The sequence below is a fragment of the Pseudonocardia sp. KRD291 genome (assembly GCF_019263595.1).
Lineage (GTDB): Bacteria > Actinomycetota > Actinomycetes > Mycobacteriales > Pseudonocardiaceae > Pseudonocardia.
Genome location: NZ_JADQDD010000042.1, coordinates 1 through 17576, shown reverse-complemented (window position 1 = coordinate 17576; position 17576 = coordinate 1). Strand labels below are relative to the sequence as shown.

General features: G+C 73.4%; 17 protein-coding genes. 9 read left to right on the top strand and 8 right to left on the bottom strand.

What is annotated here, in order from left to right; genetic code table 11:
• Positions 1 to 81: 81 nt before the first annotated feature.
• A complete protein-coding gene (locus I4I78_RS08805) occupies positions 82 to 1239 on the bottom strand; it encodes an acyl-CoA dehydrogenase family protein (protein ID WP_218610741.1) in 1158 nt (385 codons plus the stop codon).
• Between the two features lie 141 nt (positions 1240 to 1380).
• Between I4I78_RS08805 and I4I78_RS08800 the strand changes: the two genes are divergently transcribed.
• A complete protein-coding gene (locus I4I78_RS08800; protein WP_218610740.1) occupies positions 1381 to 2196 on the top strand; it encodes an enoyl-CoA hydratase/isomerase family protein in 816 nt (271 codons plus the stop codon).
• A gap of 7 nt (positions 2197 to 2203) precedes the next feature.
• On the opposite strand, the gene I4I78_RS08795 is transcribed toward I4I78_RS08800, so the two are convergent.
• Positions 2204 to 2761 carry a hypothetical protein gene (locus I4I78_RS08795; protein WP_218610739.1) on the bottom strand — a complete coding sequence of 186 codons (558 nt, stop codon included), beginning with the start codon at positions 2759 to 2761 and terminating at the stop codon, positions 2204 to 2206.
• 128 nt (positions 2762 to 2889) lie between these two features.
• Complete coding sequence (locus tag I4I78_RS08790) at positions 2890 to 3657, bottom strand: enoyl-CoA hydratase/isomerase family protein (RefSeq protein WP_218610738.1); 768 nt, start codon at positions 3655 to 3657, stop codon at positions 2890 to 2892.
• A gap of 137 nt (positions 3658 to 3794) precedes the next feature.
• Between I4I78_RS08790 and I4I78_RS08785 the strand changes: the two genes are divergently transcribed.
• Positions 3795 to 5225 (top strand): sensor domain-containing protein, encoded by a 1431-nt coding sequence (locus I4I78_RS08785; RefSeq protein WP_308251981.1) that lies wholly within the window; start codon positions 3795 to 3797, stop codon positions 5223 to 5225.
• Between the two features lie 41 nt (positions 5226 to 5266).
• Complete coding sequence (locus I4I78_RS08780) at positions 5267 to 5908, top strand: response regulator transcription factor (protein ID WP_218610749.1); 642 nt, start codon at positions 5267 to 5269, stop codon at positions 5906 to 5908.
• A gap of 36 nt (positions 5909 to 5944) precedes the next feature.
• Here the strand turns inward: I4I78_RS08780 and I4I78_RS08775 are convergent, their stop codons facing one another.
• Positions 5945 to 7789 carry an NHL domain-containing thioredoxin family protein gene (locus I4I78_RS08775; protein ID WP_218610748.1) on the bottom strand — a complete coding sequence of 615 codons (1845 nt, stop codon included), beginning with the start codon at positions 7787 to 7789 and terminating at the stop codon, positions 5945 to 5947.
• Between the two features lie 73 nt (positions 7790 to 7862).
• Between I4I78_RS08775 and I4I78_RS08770 the strand changes: the two genes are divergently transcribed.
• Positions 7863 to 8672, top strand: a complete 810-nt coding sequence (locus tag I4I78_RS08770) for an Fpg/Nei family DNA glycosylase (RefSeq protein WP_218610736.1) — start codon at positions 7863 to 7865, stop codon at positions 8670 to 8672.
• Between the two features lie 42 nt (positions 8673 to 8714).
• Here I4I78_RS08770 and I4I78_RS08765 read toward each other — a convergent pair whose 3' ends face one another.
• Positions 8715 to 9389, bottom strand: coding sequence for a phosphatase PAP2 family protein (locus I4I78_RS08765; protein WP_218610735.1), 675 nt, complete (start codon positions 9387 to 9389; stop codon positions 8715 to 8717).
• A gap of 127 nt (positions 9390 to 9516) precedes the next feature.
• Positions 9517 to 11169: a glucose-6-phosphate isomerase gene (pgi, locus tag I4I78_RS08760; protein WP_218610734.1), complete on the bottom strand. Its 1653-nt coding sequence runs from the start codon at positions 11167 to 11169 to the stop codon at positions 9517 to 9519.
• A 584-nt stretch (positions 11170 to 11753) separates the two neighbouring features.
• Between pgi and I4I78_RS08755 the strand changes: the two genes are divergently transcribed.
• The 3 genes from I4I78_RS08755 to I4I78_RS08745 all read left to right on the top strand — a co-directional run bounded on the left by I4I78_RS08755 (position 11754) and on the right by I4I78_RS08745 (position 13707).
• Entirely contained in the window at positions 11754 to 12218 is a 465-nt protein-coding gene (locus I4I78_RS08755) for a DoxX family protein (protein WP_218610733.1), read from the top strand.
• 209 nt (positions 12219 to 12427) lie between these two features.
• Positions 12428 to 13273: a HipA family kinase gene (locus I4I78_RS08750; RefSeq protein ID WP_218610732.1), complete on the top strand. Its 846-nt coding sequence runs from the start codon at positions 12428 to 12430 to the stop codon at positions 13271 to 13273.
• The gene (locus tag I4I78_RS08745) at positions 13270 to 13707 is read left to right on the top strand and encodes a DUF3037 domain-containing protein (protein ID WP_218610731.1); all 438 of its coding nucleotides are present in this window, start codon (positions 13270 to 13272) and stop codon (positions 13705 to 13707) included. Before I4I78_RS08750 ends, I4I78_RS08745 begins: the two co-directional genes overlap by 4 nt.
• A gap of 17 nt (positions 13708 to 13724) precedes the next feature.
• On the opposite strand, the gene I4I78_RS08740 is transcribed toward I4I78_RS08745, so the two are convergent.
• Entirely contained in the window at positions 13725 to 14204 is a 480-nt protein-coding gene (locus I4I78_RS08740) for an SRPBCC family protein (protein WP_218610730.1), read from the bottom strand.
• A 128-nt stretch (positions 14205 to 14332) separates the two neighbouring features.
• Here I4I78_RS08740 and I4I78_RS08735 point away from each other — a divergent pair, with 128 nt between their 5' ends.
• Together I4I78_RS08735 and I4I78_RS08730 are read left to right on the top strand one after the other, a co-directional pair.
• Positions 14333 to 15376 carry a phosphotransferase family protein gene (locus I4I78_RS08735; protein ID WP_218610729.1) on the top strand — a complete coding sequence of 348 codons (1044 nt, stop codon included), beginning with the start codon at positions 14333 to 14335 and terminating at the stop codon, positions 15374 to 15376.
• 211 nt (positions 15377 to 15587) lie between these two features.
• Entirely contained in the window at positions 15588 to 16079 is a 492-nt protein-coding gene (locus I4I78_RS08730; RefSeq protein WP_218610728.1) for a DUF6069 family protein, read from the top strand.
• 92 nt (positions 16080 to 16171) lie between these two features.
• On the opposite strand, the gene I4I78_RS08725 is transcribed toward I4I78_RS08730, so the two are convergent.
• Positions 16172 to 17518 carry a cytochrome P450 gene (locus tag I4I78_RS08725; RefSeq protein ID WP_218610727.1) on the bottom strand — a complete coding sequence of 449 codons (1347 nt, stop codon included), beginning with the start codon at positions 17516 to 17518 and terminating at the stop codon, positions 16172 to 16174.
• Positions 17519 to 17576 lie beyond the last annotated feature (58 nt).

The window sequence follows — 17576 nt, the reverse complement described above, 5'->3', positions numbered from 1 at the left end:
AACCCCGGGGACCCGATGGTGAGCGAGGGGACCCTTCGGGACGCCGAAGGGTGGAGGGCGCGGGGCCGGGGCGCGGGACGGTCAGCCGCGGGCGGCCTTGCCCAGGGCGTCCCGGGCGATGATCACCTGCTGGATCTGGCTGGTGCCCTCGTAGATCCGGAACAGACGGGCGTCGCGGAAGAACCGCTCGACGGTCACGCCGCGCATGTAGCCGGCGCCGCCGTGCACCTGCACCGCACGGTCGGCGACCCGGCCGACCATCTCCGAGCAGAAGTACTTGGCCGTGGCCGGCCCGGAGACACGGTCGATGCCGGCGTCGAACTCGCGCGCGGCGTCGAGGACGAGGCCGCGGCCGGCGCGGTGGTCGGTCACCGAGTCCGCGATCAGGCCCTGGACCAGCTGGAACCGGGCGATCGGCTTGCCGCCCTGCTCGCGGGTCTTCGCGAACTCCACCGACTCGTGCACGAGACGCTCGGCCATCCCGACGCACACGGCCGCGATGTGCAGCCGGCCGTGCGCGAGGCACTTCGCCGCGGTGACGAACCCGGTGTCGACCCCGTCCTCGCCACCGACGAGCGCCGAGGCCGGCACCCGGACGTCGTCGAGGTGCACGTCGGCGGTCCAGGCGCCGAACTGGCCCATCTTGTGGTCCTTCGGGCCGATCGACAGGCCCGGGGTGCCCTTCGGGACCAGGAACGTGGAGATCCCGCGGTTGCCGGCGACGTCCGGGTTCGTCTTCGCGAACACCATGATCACGTCGGCGACGGGGGAGTTGGTGATGTAGCGCTTGGAGCCGTTGAGGACCCAGTCCCCGCCGTCCCGGACGGCCTTGGTGGCCAGCGACGACGGGTCGGAGCCGGCGTCGGCCTCGGTCAGCCCGAACGACGCGGTCACCTCACCGCTGGCCAGGCGCGGCAGCCACTGAGACTTCTGCTCCTCGGTGCCGCCCTGCATCAGCACGTGCCCGGCGATGCCGTTGTTCGTGCCGAACAGCGAGCGCAGCGCGGGGGTGGTCCAGCCCAGCTCGAACGCCAGCCGGACCTCCTCGCTCACCGTCAGCCCGAGGCCGCCGTACTGCTCGGGGATCGTGAAGCCGTAGAGGCCCATCGACCTGCACTGCGCGACGATCCGCTCCGGGACGGCGTCGTCGGCCTCGATCTGCTCCTCGGCCGGCACCACCTCGGTGCGGATGAAGTCCCGCACCGAGTCCAGCACGTCCTGCAGGTCGGAGGGGTCCACGGCGGCCTCGCTCTCGTCTCGTCCCCCCGCGGAGGTGCGGGGGAGTCGTCCGTACTCGTCGGTAGCCCACCATGCCCGCGCCCGCGGCGCGACCCTCCGCCGGGGTGGATCACTGTCGGGCCCGGGTCCTACGGTGCGCTCATGACCTCCACGAGCACCGACCGGTACGCCGCCTTCACCGCACTGCGCGTCGAGCGCCCGGAGGAGGGGATCCTGCGGATCGTGCTCGACGGGCCGAACCTCAACGCCGTCGGCGCCGACGCCCACCAGCAGCTCGCCGACATCTGGCCGGTGATCGACCGCGACGAGACCGTCCGGGCGGTGCTGGTCCGTGGCGAGGGCCGGGCGTTCTCCGCGGGCGGCGCGTTCGACATGATCGAACAGATGGTGGCCGACCCGGTCGTGCGCACCCGGGTCATGCGCGAGGCCCGGGACATGGTCTACAACGTGATCAACTGTTCGAAGCCGGTGGTCTCGGCGATCCACGGCCCGGCCGTCGGCGCGGGGCTGGCGATCGGCCTGCTCGCCGACGTCTCGGTGGCGGCGCGCACCGCGAAGATCGTCGACGGGCACACCCGCCTCGGTGTCGTCGCGGGCGACCACGCCGCGATCTGCTGGCCGCTGCTCTGCGGCATGGCCAAGGCCAAGTACTACCTGCTCACCTGCAAGCCGATCACCGGCGAGGAGGCGGAGCGGATCGGGCTGGTCTCGCTGTGCGTCGACGACGACGAGGTGCAGGAGACCGCGATGGAGGTCGCACGCAGCCTGACCGCCGGCGCCCCGAGCGCGATCAGCTGGACCAAGCAGGCGCTCAACAGCTGGTACCGGGTGGCCGGGCCGTCGTTCGACGCGTCGCTGGCGCTGGAGTTCTACGGTTTCGGCCTGCCCGACGTCGCCGAAGGGGTGGCCGCGCACCGGGAGAAGCGCGCGCCGAACTTCAGCGGGCCGCTGGCGTAGGCGAGTCCTAGCTGTTGTCCAGGGCGGTGCGGGCGACGGCGGTCGCCGTCTCCCGGGAACGGGAGGGGTCGGTCAGCCCCTGCACCGTGACGTCGACGGTCATGTCCCGGCCCTGCACCACCAGCGTGCCCAGCCCGGTCGGCAGCTGCGCGGTGCTGAAGTAGAACCGCGCGGACTCGCCCACGTCGGCGATGTCGGTGGCGGGTACCCCGGCCGAGCGCTGGGCGCTGTCGGACTTCTCGGCGAACCGGTCGGCGGCCTCGACCCCGACGGTCAGACCCGGCCCGGCGCCGGAGGGTGAGTAGGTGCAGGTCGAACGCGCGTCGCTGCCGCCGGGCGCGCCGTCCCCGACGCCGATCCCGATGCCGGTCTGGATCGCCTCGGCGGGGACGAGCGCGCAGGCCTGGGCCGGTGCGCCGGCGGTGTCGACCGCACCGCCGGGCTGGTTCGGCGACGCCGAGTCGGTTCCGCTGCGCGCGCCGCACCCGGCCAGGACGCCCACCAGCACCGGGCCCGCCACCAGCAGCGTCATCAGCCGGACGGGACGTCGGGTACGCGCGTTCATCGAAGCAGCCTAATGATCGACATACACGCACGGTCACCAGGGGTGGCGATCAGTAACCGACCTCGCGTCACTCGTGAACCACGACGAGCATGCGGCGCACGTCATGGTTCACGAGTGCCCGGAAAGTGTCAGGCCTCGAACCGGGCGGGCCTGCGTTCCTTGAACGCCGCGACGCCCTCGGCGAAGTCGGGCCCGGACATCAGCTCGAGCTGGTGGCGGTTCTCCTCCTCGAGGGCCTGGCGCAGGCCGGTGAGGTCGGCCGCGCCGAGTGTCGCCTTGTTCGCGGCCAGCGCCGGTCGGGACCTCCCGGTGAGCAGCTCGGCCCGCTCGATCGCCGCCTCCCGCGCGGTGCCGCTCGGCACGACCCGTTCGACCAGGCCGATCCTCGACGCGCGTTCGGCGTCCACGACCTCGCCGAACATGATGATCTCGGCGGCGCGCCCCTGCCCGACCCGGCGCGGCAGCGACCAGCTCAGGGCGCCGTCGGTACCGAGCCCGATCCCGCCGAACGACGAGCACAGCCGGGCGTCGTCGGCGACGACGACGTGGTCGCAGAGCGCCATCAGCGACAGGCCGGCGCCGTAGGCCCCGCCCTCGACGGCCGCGATCACCGGCTTGGGCATCGCGACCAGCGCCTCGACCACCCGTCCCAGCAGGTGCAGGCGGTACACCCCGGTCGGGCGGTCGTCGTTCATGCTGGAGATGTCGCCGCCGGCGCAGAAGAACCCGCCGGCTCCGGTGAGCACGACGGCGCGCACGGTGTCGTCGTCGCGTGCCGCTCCGAGCGCGGTGAGCATCTCCTCGCGCATCTGGAACGACAACGGGTTGCGCCGCTTCGGGTCGTTCAGCGTGAGGATCAGTACCGACCCGGTCCGGTCGACGTCGAGGAGCTCCATCGGCCCAGCCAATCACCACCGCCGCCGGGCGCGCAGTCCCGGTGGCCGTCCGCGCGACCGGGCGCCCCCCCGATGGCCCTACCCTCGGTCCTGGGCTCCCGGCAGGGAGGAGCCGCGAGCCGGGCGGGGTGATCGGGGTGCCGGAGGAGACCGGGAACGGGCACGACCGGGGCGCGGACGAGGCGCACCTGGTCCGCGTGGCCGGCGGCTGGCACCCGTACGAGGCACTGCGCGACGGGCTCCTGCGTGAGGGCGCGCTGCACGTCCCGGTGAACGGTCTCGGGTCGATGAGCTGGCCGGCGACCTGGCCCGGACGGACCCGTCTGGGCGCGCAGATGGCCTACCTGCTGGCCGGGCTGCCGCTGGCGACCGTGACGTTCGTGGTGGTGCTGGTCGGGCTCGTGCTCGGCTCGGCCACGGCGGTGGCCTGGGTCGGGCTGCCGATCACGATCGGCACGCTGGCCGCCGCCCGCGGTTTCGCCGGGCTCGAACGTCGCGCCACCGAGGCCGCGACCGGTCGCCCGCTGCCCCCGCACCACTACCGCCCGACCCGGGGCAAGGGCATGGGCCGGCTGCTGCGCGGGCTGGCCGACCCGCAGTCCTGGCGCGACCTCGCACACGCCATGGCCGGGTTCCCGTTGCGGCTGGTGACGGCGCTTCTCGCCCTGGTCTGGGCGGTGGCCGGGCTGGGCGGGCTGCTCTACGTGTTCTGGCAGTGGTCGCTGCCGCAGGGGGAGTCGGGCTGGACGCTGTTCGGCAGCATCACCGGCGTCGACTCGCGGCTCGGCGACGTCGCGCTCAACACCGGGCTCGGCGTGTTGCTGCTGGCCACGCTGCCGATCGTGGTCCGCTGGCTGACCGACGTCCGTGCGTTGCTGGCCCGGGGCCTGCTGACCAACCAGACCGCGGCCCTGCGCGCCCGGGCGCTGCAGCTGGCGGCCGGGCGGCGGGCCGCCGTCGCGGCCGAGGCGCAGACGCTGCGGCGACTCGAACGCGACATCCACGACGGGCCGCAGCAACGCCTGGTGCGCCTGGGCATGGACATCGAGGCCGCGGTCCGGCGCCTCGACGACGACCCCGACCGGGTGCGCCCGCTGCTGGCCGAGGCGCTGGCGCAGAGCCACGAGGCACTCACCGAGCTGCGCGCGCTCTCCCGCGGGATCGCGCCGCCGATCCTGGCCGACCGCGGGCTGGGGCCGGCGCTGGCCGCCGCCGCGGCGCGCTGCCCGGTACGGGTCTCGCTCGACGTCGCGCTGGCCGAGGGCACCCGGCTGCCCGCGCTGGTGGAGAACACCGCCTACTTCGTCGTCAGCGAGGCCCTGACCAACGTGGCCAAGCACGCGGACGCGACCCTGTGCACGGTCACCGTGACCTCCGGTGACGACATCCTGCTGGTCACCGTGTCCGACGACGGCGTCGGCGGCGCGCACCTGGGCAAGGGCCACGGACTGGCCGGGCTGACCGACCGTCTGGAGATCGTCGAGGGCTCGCTCGAGGTGTCCAGTCCCGCAGGCGGGCCGACCCGTCTCACCGCGGAGATCCCGCTGGCCGGACTCGGCGAGGGATAGAGCGCGACGACGACCCGGTCGGCGATGATGACCCCATGACGATGAAGGTGGTCCTGGCCGAGGACTCGCTGCTGCTGCGGGAGGGGCTCGTCCGCCTGCTCGACGAGGCCGGGGCGACGGTCGTGGCCGCGGTCGGGGACGGCGAGGCGCTGGTCGAGGCCGTGGAGGAGCACCGGCCGGAGGTCGCCGTCGTCGACGTGCGGATGCCGCCGACGTTCACCGACGAGGGCCTGCGCGCCGCCCTGCAGATCCGGCGGACCCTGCCCGAGACCAAGATCCTGGTGCTGTCCCAGTACGTCGAGGAGTCCTACGCGACCGACCTGCTCGAGGCCGGCGGCGGGATCGGTTACCTGCTCAAGGACCGGGTCTCGCGCCTGGCGGACCTGTCCGACGCCCTGACCCGGGTCGCCGACGGCGGCACCGTCCTGGACCCGGAGGTCGTCTCCGCGCTGCTGTCCAAGCGCCGCCGCAAGGACCCGATCGCCGAGCTGTCCCCGCGTGAGCGGGAGGTGCTCGGGCTGATGGCCGAGGGCCGGACGAACACCGCGATCGGCCGGATCATGGTGATCACCCAGGGGGCCGTGGAGAAGCACATCTCGTCGATCTTCACCAAGCTCGGCCTGCCGCCGTCCTCGGACGACCACCGCCGCGTGATGGCCGTCCTGGCCTGGCTCGGCCCCTGATCGACCCCCGCCGGGCCCGGCTGGTCGGGGTGCGCCTCAGACGGCGCGCAGGTCCAGGTCGAGAGCGGTGTCCGCTCCGGGCACGAGGCGGACCGGGATGCCCCAGTCCTGCTGGTAGCGGTGGCAGGCGGCGAACGTGTCGACCGTCCCCGGGCTGCCGGCGTCGTCGCAGGACGCGGCGGCGACCGCCACCTGCAGAACGCCGTCGGTGACGTCGGGGGACAGGCGCAGCGTGCGGGTCAGGCCGGTGGACGTCCCGGCGCCGTCGAGGAGCAGCTCCGGCGGTGACGCGGCGACCGTCAGCGACGTCGGGTCGCCGAAGCGGTCGTCGAGGTGCTGACCGGCCGGCGGGGTGAACGCGATCCGCAGCTCGACGGCGCCCGGGGACAGGTCGGTCGGCGCCCGCCGGACCCGGTGCGCGGCCCCGTCGACCCGTGTCGCGTCCGTGCGGGCCCCGCCCGGGATCGGCAGCCGCACCAGCCGGTGCGCCGCGCTCTCCACGACGATCAGCTCGTCGCCGTCGATTAGCAGGTCCGACGGCTCGGCGAGGCCCTCGGCGAGCGTGGAGACCGTCGTCGTCGACGGGTCGAAGCGCCGGACCGCGCCGTTGTAGGTGTCGGCCACCGCCACCGACCCGTCCGGCAGCACGGCCACCCCGAGCGGGTGCTGCAGCAACGCCTCGGCGCCCGGGCCGTCGCGGTGCCCGAACTCGAAGAGCCCCTGCCCGACGGCCGTGCCCACCTCGGCACCGACGGCCGGTGCGCGCTGCACCCGCCGCAACGCCGAGGTCTCGGCGTCGGCGACCCAGAGCGTCCCGTCGCCGTCCACCGCGAGCCCGCTGGGCTGGGCGAAGAACGCGTCGTCCGGCGCGCCGTCGCGCAGGCCCTCGTTCGTCGTCCCGGCCAGCACGGTGATCTCGCCGGACGCCGGGTCGAACGACCACAGCTGGTGCGGCCCGGCCATCGCGACGACGGCGCGCCCGTCCCACCACGCCAGGTCCCACGGCGAGGAGAGCTCGGCCGAGGTCGCGTCGAAGCTTTCGCCGGGCAGCACCCGTTCGCGCAGCTGCGCGCCGGTGCCGGCGACGGTGCGGACGTCGCCGTCGCCCAGGCGCAGCCCGCGCAGGGCGTGGTTGACGGTGTCGGCGACCAGCACGTCGTACCCGGCGGCCCCGGCGACGTCCGGGGGCAGCACGAGCAGTCCCTGCGGCTCGCTGAACCGCGGCGACGACCCGTCGGTGAACCCGCGCGACCCCGTCCCGAACCGGCAGCGTTCGGTCTGCAGGTCCGCCTCCAGCTCGACGACCTGGTGGTGCGCGGTGTCCGAGACCAGGAACGTCCCGCCCGGCAACGCCACGATCTTGCCGGGGAACCGCAGGGCGGTCTCCGGGGCCGGCGGCGCGACGTAGGGGCCGTCCCCGCGCCGCAGTGTGCCCGCGGCCTCGTGCTCGACGACCAGCTCCCGGACCAGCGACGCCAGCCCCGGTCCGTGCCCCTCACCCGCCATCCGCGCGACGACCTTCCCGGACGGGTCGATCACGGCCAGCGTCGGCCAGGCCCGTGCGGCGTAGGCGTCCCAGGTGATGAGGTCCGGGTCGTCGAGGACCGGGTGCGTGACGTCGTAGCGCTCCACCGCGGCCTCGACGGCGGCCGGGTCGGCCTCGTGCACGAACTTCGGCGAGTGCACGCCGATGATCACCAGGACGTCGCCGAACTCCTCCTCGAGCGGCCGCAGCTCGTCGAGGGCGTGCAGGCAGTTGACGCAGCAGAACGTCCAGAAGTCCAGGACCACGATCCGGCCGCGCAGCCCGGCCAGGGTCAGCTCCTCGCCGCCGGTGTTGAGCCACCGCCGCCCGCGCAGCTCCGGCGCCCGCACCCGCATCCGCTCGGTCGTCACGTGACGGTCAACGGCTGTCGGCGCGCGACTGTTCCACGGGTTCGGCAGACTCGCCCCCGTGCCCGAACTGCCCGAGGTGGAGAACGCGCGTCAGGTGCTCGTCGAGGCGCTCGACCGGCGAATCGAGGAGATCGACGACCGGGACGAGTGGGTCTGCCGACCGCACCGCCCCGGCGACATCGCCACCGCGCTCGTTAGCGGGAAGCTGACCGCGGCGCACCGCCGCGGCAAGACGATGTGGTGCGACACCGAGACCGCGGACGGCACCGAGGGGCCCTCGCTCGGCGTGCACCTGGGCATGGGCGGGCGGATCGTGGTCACGAACTCCGCCGGCGAGCGGACCGGAGGTGGCCCGGAACGCCCCGACCGTGCGCCACGCAAGGCGGAGTGGGACCGGTTCACGATGACCTTCGCCGACGGCGGGCGGTTCCGCCTGTTCGACAAGCGCCGGCTGGGCCGGGTCCGCCTGGATCCGGACCTGTCCGGCCTCGGCCCGGACGCCGGGTCGATCACCGCCGCCGACTTCCGGAACCGGGTCACCCGCGGGCGCTCCGCGGTCAAGGCCCGGCTGCTCGACCAGTCGGTGCTGGCCGGGGTCGGCAACCTGCTCGCCGACGAGACGCTCTGGCAGGCGAAGGTCGACCCGGCCGCGCGCGCCGACGAGCTGGCGCGCCGCGACGTCGACCGCCTGTACCGCAACCTGGAGAAGGCACTGACGGCCGCGATCGAGGGCGGCGGCGTGCACACCGGGACGGTGATCGAGCACCGTCACGAGGGCGGGCACTGCCCCCGCTGCGGCGCCGCGATGCGCCACGGCACCGTCGGTGGCCGCTCCACGTGGTGGTGCAGCAAGGAACAGAGCAGCTGATCGCGACGGGCGTGGAATCCGTCGCGTGCGACGCTACGAACGTCACCCTCGTTCGGCGGCGTCCTGCGCGTCCGGGGCGGCGGGGGCGGGGGCGCACCACCGGAACAGGATCGCGGCGCCCAGGCTCGCCCAGCCCAGGCCGAGCGTCCACCCGGCGAGGACGTCGCTGAACCAGTGCACGCCCAGGTAGATCCGGGTCGCCCCGACCGCGCCCACCCACAGCACGGCGGCGACGACGGCGAGGGCACGTCCGAGCGCGGCCAGGTGCGGCCAGGCCAGGATCACGATGGCGCCGATCACGGTGGCCGACATGGTGGCGTGCCCGGAGGGCAGTGACTCGTTCGTCTCCCGGAGCACCTGCAGCTCCGCGGGCGGACGCGGGCGGTCCAGCAGGTTCTTGACCACCGTGAACACCACGCTGGCGCTGCCCATCGTCGCGACCAGGTAGACGCCCTCGGCCCGGCGCCCGCGCACGAACAGCACACCCCCGACGACGACGGCGAGCACGGCCATCGCCGCGGTGTTCCCGACCGTGGTCAGCACGACCGCCGCCGTGGTCAGACCCGGCGAGCGACCGGCCGCGGCGCCGTCCAGCAGCCCGCGGTCGTCGGCGAGCAGCCCTCCGGTGAACGCCACCGCGACGAGCACCCCGGCCAGGACGAGCAGGATGGCGGCGACGACAGCGGTGGGGCCCCACCGGCGTACGGGTTGGTCCACCGGGCCATTCTGCCCTCCGGCCGACACCAAGTCCGCGTCGCGGCGGGTGAGCAGGCGGTGATCGGCGGTCCGGTCCCGATCGAGGCCACCGACGGCGCGGATCGGGACCCGCCCGCCGATCATGGAGTCAGCCGCGGCCGCGCATCGACCGGTAGCGGGCGATCAGCGCGGCGGTCGAGGCGTCCAGGCCGGCCTCCGCCGCGTCCGGCGGGTCGGCGGCGTAGAGGGCGGGCCCGAACTGCTTGGCCATCACCTTGCCCAGCTCGACGCCCCACTGATCGAAGGAGTCGATGCCCCAGATCGTCCCCTCGACGAACGTCATGTGCTCGTAGAAGGCGATCAGCTGGCCCAGCACCGACGGCGTCAGCTTCGCGGCCATGATCGTCGACGTCGGCCGGTTGCCGGGCATGACCTTGTGCGCGACGACGTCGGCGGCGGTGCCCTCGGCGGCGATCTCCTCGGCCGTCTTGCCGAACGCCAGCGCCGCGGTCTGGGCGAACAGGTTGGCCATGAACAGGTCGTGCATGTCCGCCTCCCCCTCACCCGGCAGCTCGTGGTTCGGCTCGCCGAAGCCGATGAAGTCGGCCGGCACGATCCGGGTGCCCTGGTGCAGCAGCTGGTAGAACGCGTGCTGGCCGTTCGTGCCCGGCTCGCCCCAGAAGATCTCCCCGGTCACCGTGGACACCGGCGTGCCGTCGCCGCGCACGGACTTGCCGTTGGACTCCATCGTCAGCTGCTGCAGGTAGGCGGGCAGCCGGTGCAGGTACTGGCTGTAGGGCAGCACGGCGCGGGTCTCGGTGCCGAAGAAGTTCGTGTACCAGACCCCGAGCAGCCCGGCGACGACCGGCAGGTTCTGCTCCAGCGCCGTGGTGCGGAAATGGGAGTCCATGGCGTGCATGCCGGCGAGGAACTCGCCGAAGCGCTCGGCCCCGATCGCGCACATCAGCGACAGCCCGATCGCGGAGTCCAGTGAGTAGCGCCCCCCGACCCAGTCCCAGAAGCCGAACATGTTGTCGGTGGAGATGCCGAACTCCGACACCTTCTCCGCGTTCGTGGACACCGCCACGAAGTGCTGCGCGATCGCGTCGTCGCCGGCACCGAGCTTCTCCAGCAGCCACGAACGCGCGTTGCGGGCGTTGGTCAGCGTCTCCTGGGTGCCGAACGTCTTGGAGGAGACGATGAACAGCGTCGTGGCCGGGTCCAGGTCGCGGACCGTCTCGGACAGGTCGGTCGGGTCGATGTTGGAGACGAAGCGGCACTCCAGCTCGCGCAGGCTGTAGTCCTTGAGCGCCTCGTAGGCCATCACCGGGCCGAGGTCGGAGCCGCCGATCCCGATGTTGACGACGGTGCGGATGCGCCGGCCGGTGCTGCCGGTCCACTCCCCGGAGCGCACCGTGTCGGTGAACGCGCGCATCCGGTCGAGCACCGCGTGCACGTCGGCGACGACGTCCTGGCCGTCGACGGTCAGGGAGGCGTCGCGGGGCAGGCGCAGCGCCGTGTGCAGGACGGCGCGGTCCTCGCTGGTGTTGATGTGCTCGCCGGTGAACATCGCCTCGATCCGCTCCGGCAGGCCGGCGCGACGGGCCAGCGCGGCGAGCAGCCCGACGGTCTCGCGGGTGATCCGGTGCTTGGAGTGGTCGAGGACGAGGTCGGCGCCGTGCAGCGTCATCGCGTCGACGCGGCCCGGGTCCTCGTCGAACAGCGCGCGCAGGTGCCGGGGCTCGACGGCCGCGTGGTGCTCGGTCAGCGCCGTCCACTCGGGGGTGGCGGTGATGTCCATCGCGGAGCTCGTTTCGGCTGTGCGGTCTTTCTGCGGCAGGTCGGACACGGCCGCCATCATGCTCTCCCGCGGGGGGCGCGTCGCGCCGGACACGCGCCGCCGGGTACGCCCCGCCGGACACGCCCGGTGACGCTGCGGGGTGGGCGCGCGTCCTCGTCGGCGTGGCGAACCGGCCTCGGCGACGACCCTCGGTGAGGCCGGCGGACGTCCGTTCCCCGACGAACGGTCATCCCACGACGGCGGGCTGCGCCGCCGGCTGCCACACCGTGACCGGCCATCGGCATCCGGGTCTGGGCTCCGACGTTGGGGTGAGCCCGTGCGGGAGCCGCATGACGCAGTGTGAAAGTGATCACCGTCTTGTTGCAAGATGAACAACCCGTCGACCGGTCGCGGACGGAAACGGTCCGGTCGCAGCGCGCGTCGTTCGGGGGACGCTCGATGGTGCCGTTCGACGGCGGACTTGTCGCACCGTGCGGTCGATTCGTCGCGGCACGTCACTGAACCGGGTGGAGCAGTGCGAGTTGAGCCATAGGGTTTCTTGCATTACGTGGTGAAGACATCACCGAACGTAGCGAGGAGGAACCGTGTACCGCTCCCTGTCCGGAACCCCGCGGGACGTCGCCCTGCTGATCGCCCGGGTCGTCCTGGTGGTCGTGATGGTGGCCCACGCGTGGCAGAAGCTCTCCCAGGGCCTGTCCGACACCGCCGTCGTGTTCTCGAAGTTCGGCATCCCACTGGCGATCGCCGCGGCCGCGTTCACCATCGTCGTCGAGTTCGTGGCCTCGGCCGCGATCCTGCTGGGCCTGAAGATGACCGTCCCGGCGTCGTTCCTCGTGTTCGTGATGGCCGGCGCGATCTTCTTCGTGCACGGGCAGAACGGCATCTTCGTCGCGAACAAGGGCTGGGAGCTGGTCGGCGTGATCATCGTCGGCGTCCTCGGGCTGATGGCGGCCGGGCCGGGCCGGTTCAGCGTGGACCACCTGCTGGCGATCGCCCAGGAGCGCCGGATGGAGCAGACCATGGCCATCCGGCAGCCGATCTCCGTCTGAGGACCTTCCCTACACCGGTCTCCCGGCCCGCCCGACGCCCCCGACACCGGGCGGGCCGGTGAACCCTCGCGGTGCGGCCCGCACCCGGTCACCGGGTGCGGGCGGCGCTGTCGCGCGGGTGGCAATCCGCTCGGCGTCCGCGCAGGTCCCGGGTAGCGTTCGGCGGCGTCGGGTCGCCGAGGGCCACGACGTGGACCGGGGGGACGAACGTGCTGCGCCAGGTGAGGGCCACCCGCTACGTCACGCCGCTGCGCGAGGGCGGGTCGCTGCCCGGCCTGATGGAGGCCGACGACCAGGGCACCTACGCGGTGAAGTTCCGCGGCGCGGGCCAGGGGCGCGCGGTGCTGGTCGCCGAGATCGTCTCCGGGGAGCTGGCCCGGGCGCTGGGCCTGCCGGTACCCGAGCTCTGCACCGTCGTCGTCGACCCGGAGCTGGGCCGCAGCGAACCGGACCAGGAGGTCCAGGAGCTGCTGCGGAACTCGCCGGGGCTCAACCTGGCCACCGACTTCCTGCCCGGGGCGCTGGACTTCGACCCGCTCGCGTTCGACCCCGGACCGGAGCTGGCCGGGCGGGTGCTGTGGTTCGACGCGCTGGTCGGCAACGTCGACCGGTCCTGGCGGAACTCGAACATGCTGCTCTGGCACCGCAGCCCGTTCCTGATCGACCACGGCGCGACGCTGACGTTCGCGCACTCGTGGCCGGCCGCGCAGCGATTCCCGCAGCGGCCCTACGACGCCGGCGACCACGTCCTGCTCGGCTGCGCCCCGGACCTGGACGCCGCCGACGCCGCCCTCGCCTCGCTCGTCACGGCGCAGACCCTGGACGCGGTGACGGCGGCGGTGCCCGACGAGTGGCTCGACGACGAGCCCGGCTTCGGGTCCGCGCAACAGGTGCGCGACGCCTACGCCGCGACGGTCGCGGCCCGGTGCGCCGAGCGGGGGGCCTGGCTGCCGGGCGTCGCGGAGATGGTCGCGCGGGGGCGGCCTAGCCCGGTGACCCGCGCACCGAACCCGCCGGGGTGGCTGCGCAGCCGCCTGGGCAGGGTGGGCCCGTGACCGGTCACGTCGTGTTCGAGTACGCGGTGCTGCGGGTGGTGCCCCGGGTGGACCGCGGCGAGTCGATGAACGCCGGCGTCGTGCTGCACTGCCGGGCGCGGGACTTCCTGGCCGCCCGGGTGCACCTGGACCGCGAGCGGCTGCGCGCGCTGGACCCCCGCGCCGACGCCGACGCCGTCGAGTCGCTGCTGGCGACCCTCGCGGAGGTGACCGCGGTGCCCGAGCCGCCGCGCTCGGACCGGCGCAGCACCGGGGCGCTGGCCGCGACCGGGCCCGGAGCGGGGGAGGACATCGGCCGCCGCTTCCGCAGGCTCACGACGGCGCGCAGCACGATCGTCCAGCCGGGGCCGGTGCACACCGGACTGACCACCGACCCCGCGTCCGAGACCGAACACCTGCTCGCCCGTCTCGTGCTGCCCCTGACGTCCGGATAGGACAGCGAAAGGCCGGCCTACGTCGCCGCCCGCGCGGCCCGGTCGATCGTCTCGCCGAGCTGCTCCTCGCTCACGCGGGGGAACAGGCCGCGGAAGCCGTCGTCGGTGACCTCGCTCCAGTCGTAGGTCTGGGTGACCGTGGTCTGCCCGGACCCGGCCGGCTCGAGCTCCCAGGTGTAGGTGTGGCCCTTCGGCTCGATGTCGCCGATCTTGTCCTTGAGCGAGTCGAGCGGGTACAGCTCCGGAGCCCAGCCGATCGTGCGGTCCTGCTCGTAGGCGGTGACGGTGTTGCGCATCTGGTAGCTGCCCAGGCCCTCCTGGTCCATGTTCATCAGGAACTGGTCACCGACACCGGTGACCGGCTCGGCGCGGCCCTCGACGCCGCGCAGCATGCCGGCGCCGTCGATCTCGGTGTGGCGAGCGGGGTCCGACAGCAGCGCGAACAGCTGCTCGGGGCTGGCCTGGACGGTCCTGGTGACCTTGATCTGATCGCTCACGGTGGGTCCTCTCCGACTCCTCCGGCTGTGACGCGGGGATCCTCTCGCGATCAGACCGGTTGTGCACTACCTGATCGTCCTTACCCGCGGGTAGGCACGCGGGCCCCGTCCGATGTTGGATGGAGGCCATGGGTGAGAGCGAGGACGGCGTCGACGCCGTGGCACTGACCGCGTGGCTGTCCGCCGAGGTGCCGCGCGTGCGGACCGGTGACGGCCCGGTGCGGGTGTCGCGGATATCGGGCGGTCACTCGAACCTGACGTTCCGGATCGTCGACGACGCCGGGGCGGCGTTCGCGCTGCGCCGCCCCCCGACCGGCGGGGTGCTGGCCACCGCGCACGACATGGGCCGGGAGTGGCGGTTCATCTCGACGCTCGACCCGACGCCGGTCCCGGTGCCCGAGGCGGTCGCCTACTGCGCCGACACCGACGTGATCGGGGCCGAGTTCTACGTGATGGGGTTCGTCGACGGGATCGTGCCCGGCGACGCCGCTTCCGGGGAGGCGATCCCGCCGGACCTGCGGCGTTCGTGTGGCCTCGACGTCGCCGACGTCCTGGCCGCGCTGCACGCCGTCGACCCGGACGAGGCCGGCCTGGGCGACCTGCACCGACCCGGGAGCTACCTGGAGCGCCAGCTGCGGCGCTGGCACCGGCAGGTGCACCAGAGCGCGATCCCCGACCTCGCCGCGGTCGACGCCGCGCACGCGATGCTGGTGGAGCGGATGCCGGAGCCCTCGAAGCCCCGGATCGCGCACGGCGACTACCGCCCGGGCAACCTGTCCTTCGGTGCGGACGGCCGGATCGCGGCGATCTTCGACTGGGAGCTGGCCACGCTCGGCGAGCCGCTGGCCGACCTGGGATGGGTGCTGGCCTCGTGGCAGCGCCCGGACGACGACCGGCCCGCGATCACGACCGGCCCGACCGCCGCGCCCGGCTGGCCCGAACGCGACGAGGTCGCCGCCCGCTACGCCGAGCTCTCCGGCCGGTCGCTGCAGGACCTCCCGTACTTCCTGGCCTTCGCCCGCTGGCGCTCGGCGTGCATCGGCGCGGGCGTCTACACCCGGTACAAGCAGGGCAACATGGGCTCCGCGGCCGAACAGGGCGCGGCGTTGGAGGAGCGTGCCCGCCGGGTCGTCTCCGAGTCCGAGGCGGCGATCGCGGCGCTGCAGGGCTGACCCGCGCCGATTGCGACGTTCGGAGCATCGACCACCCGCGGACGGGGGAGCCGTCGAGGCGGAAAGGTGGACGTCGCTGTAGCCTCCCGCGCACACGGTGCCACCATGCGCCCGGAAGGATCTTCCGGTGCAAGGGTGTCGCCGGTGCGTCAGACTCAGTGATGCGTCAGCCGCCGGGCCCACGCGCGAAACAGCAGCCGAAGGAGCCGAGATGTCCGATGCACAGGACGACCGGACGCGTCAGATGGGCCGCGAGGAGGGGCACGCCCGCGCCCGGCGCACCCCCGCGGTGAACGCCGGCAAGCTGTGGGCCGGGGGTGTCGCGACGGCCGTCGTCGCCGCGCTGATCGCCCTGGTCGGGCTGCTGATCATCCGGGTGCTGCTGCAGATCCCGTACCTGGCCCCGCTCGACGCCGGCGCGCTCGGCGACGGCAACACCGGCGTGCTGTACGTGTACGCGGCCGTCGCCGCACTGGTCGCGACCGGGCTGGCGCACCTGCTGCTGGTCTCCACGCCGAGCCCGATGGCCTACTTCGGCTGGATCGCAGGCCTGGCCACCGCCGTCGCCGCCGTGCTGCCGCTGACCTGGACCGGCGAGCCCCTCACCGTCCGGATCGCCACCGGCGTGATCCACCTGGTGATCGGCTGCGCCATCATCAGCCTGGTCACCACCTCGGCGTCGTCAGCCTCCACCCGAGCCTGACCCGGTTCCCCGACCCCGGCCCCCGGCCGGGTGCCACTCGTGAACCATGACGAGCGCCGCGCGCGCGTCGTGGTTCACGAGTACCGCGGGAATCAGGCCTGCGTGGTGGCCGGGGCCGGGGTCGGGTCCAGGCGGACCGGCAGCGAGCGGTAGCCGCGCAGCACGCGGGTGCCGCGCAGGTGGCCCGGGCCGTCGGCGCGCATCCCGGGGAACCGGTCGAACAGCGCACGAAGGCCGACCTCGCCCTCCATCTTCGCCAGCGCGGCACCCAGGCAGTAGTGGATGCCGCTGGAGAACGACACGTGCCGGTCCGCCCCGGCGCGGGCGACGTCGAACGTGGCCGGGTCGTCGAACACGGCCGGGTCCCGGTTCGCCCCGCCCAGGTGCGCCACGATCACCGACCCTCGACGGATCGGGATCCCGGCGATCTCGGTGTCCCGCGCGGCCACCCGGCCGGTGCGCTGGACCGGCGACTCGAACCGCAGGATCTCGTCGACGGCGTTGGGCCAGAGCTCCGGCTCGGCCTGCAGGCGGGCGAGCTGGTCGGGGTGCTCGAGCAGGACCTTCGTGCCGTTGCCGATCAGGTTGACCGTCGTCTCGAAGCCGGCCGCGAGCAGCAGCATCGCGATGCTGAGCAGCTCGTCGTCGGCCAGACGCCCCTCGTCGGTGTCGTGCGCCTGCACCAGGTCGGACAGGATGTTCTCACCCGGGTTGCGCCGCAGCTCCTCGAAGTGGCCCAGCATCCACTCGCTCAGGGCGTCGATGTCGCGCTCGGAACGCCGGAAGTTGCGGAAGGTCAGCCCCATGTCCAGCGAGTAGGCCCCACCGGCGCCCCACTGCAGGAACTTCTCGCGCATGTCCAGCGGTGCGCCCAGCATCTCGGCGATCACCGTGGCCGGCAGCAGCGCGGCGTACTCGGCGATGACGTCGGCCCGCGGCTGGGCCCGGGCGTGCGAGGTCATCTCGTCCAGCAGCTCGGTCGCGATCTCCTCGGTGCGCCCGCGCAGCGACGCGATCGCCTTCGCGCTGAACGCCCGGGTGACCAGCTTGCGCATCCGGGTGTGGTCCGGCGGGTCGGTGGAGAGCAGCGACGGCGGCTCGGCCGGGCCGAGCGGGAAGGCCCCGCCCACCTTGAGCAGTCCTCGCAGCAGGCTCGGTGCGTTCTCCGGCATCCGCATACCGACGCAGAAGTCGGGACTGCGCAGCATGGTCTGGGTGATCTCGTGGTCGACCGTGGTCAGCGTGACCGCCGAGCGCACGACCCGGCCCTGGGCCCGGATCTCGTCGTAGCGCGGGTAGGGGTCGCGGACCGCCTCCGGGTCGATGATCATCTTCGCGCCCAGGTCGCCGGCCCTGGCCTGGCGGGCGACCGTGCGCCGCACCACACCGTGGCGCAGCAGCCACCGGACCCATCGTCGTGCACCGCGTGATCCCGCCATTGCCATCCTCCCGGTCGACGTACTCCGAGTATGCTACTCGCGGTAAGTTGGTGTCGAC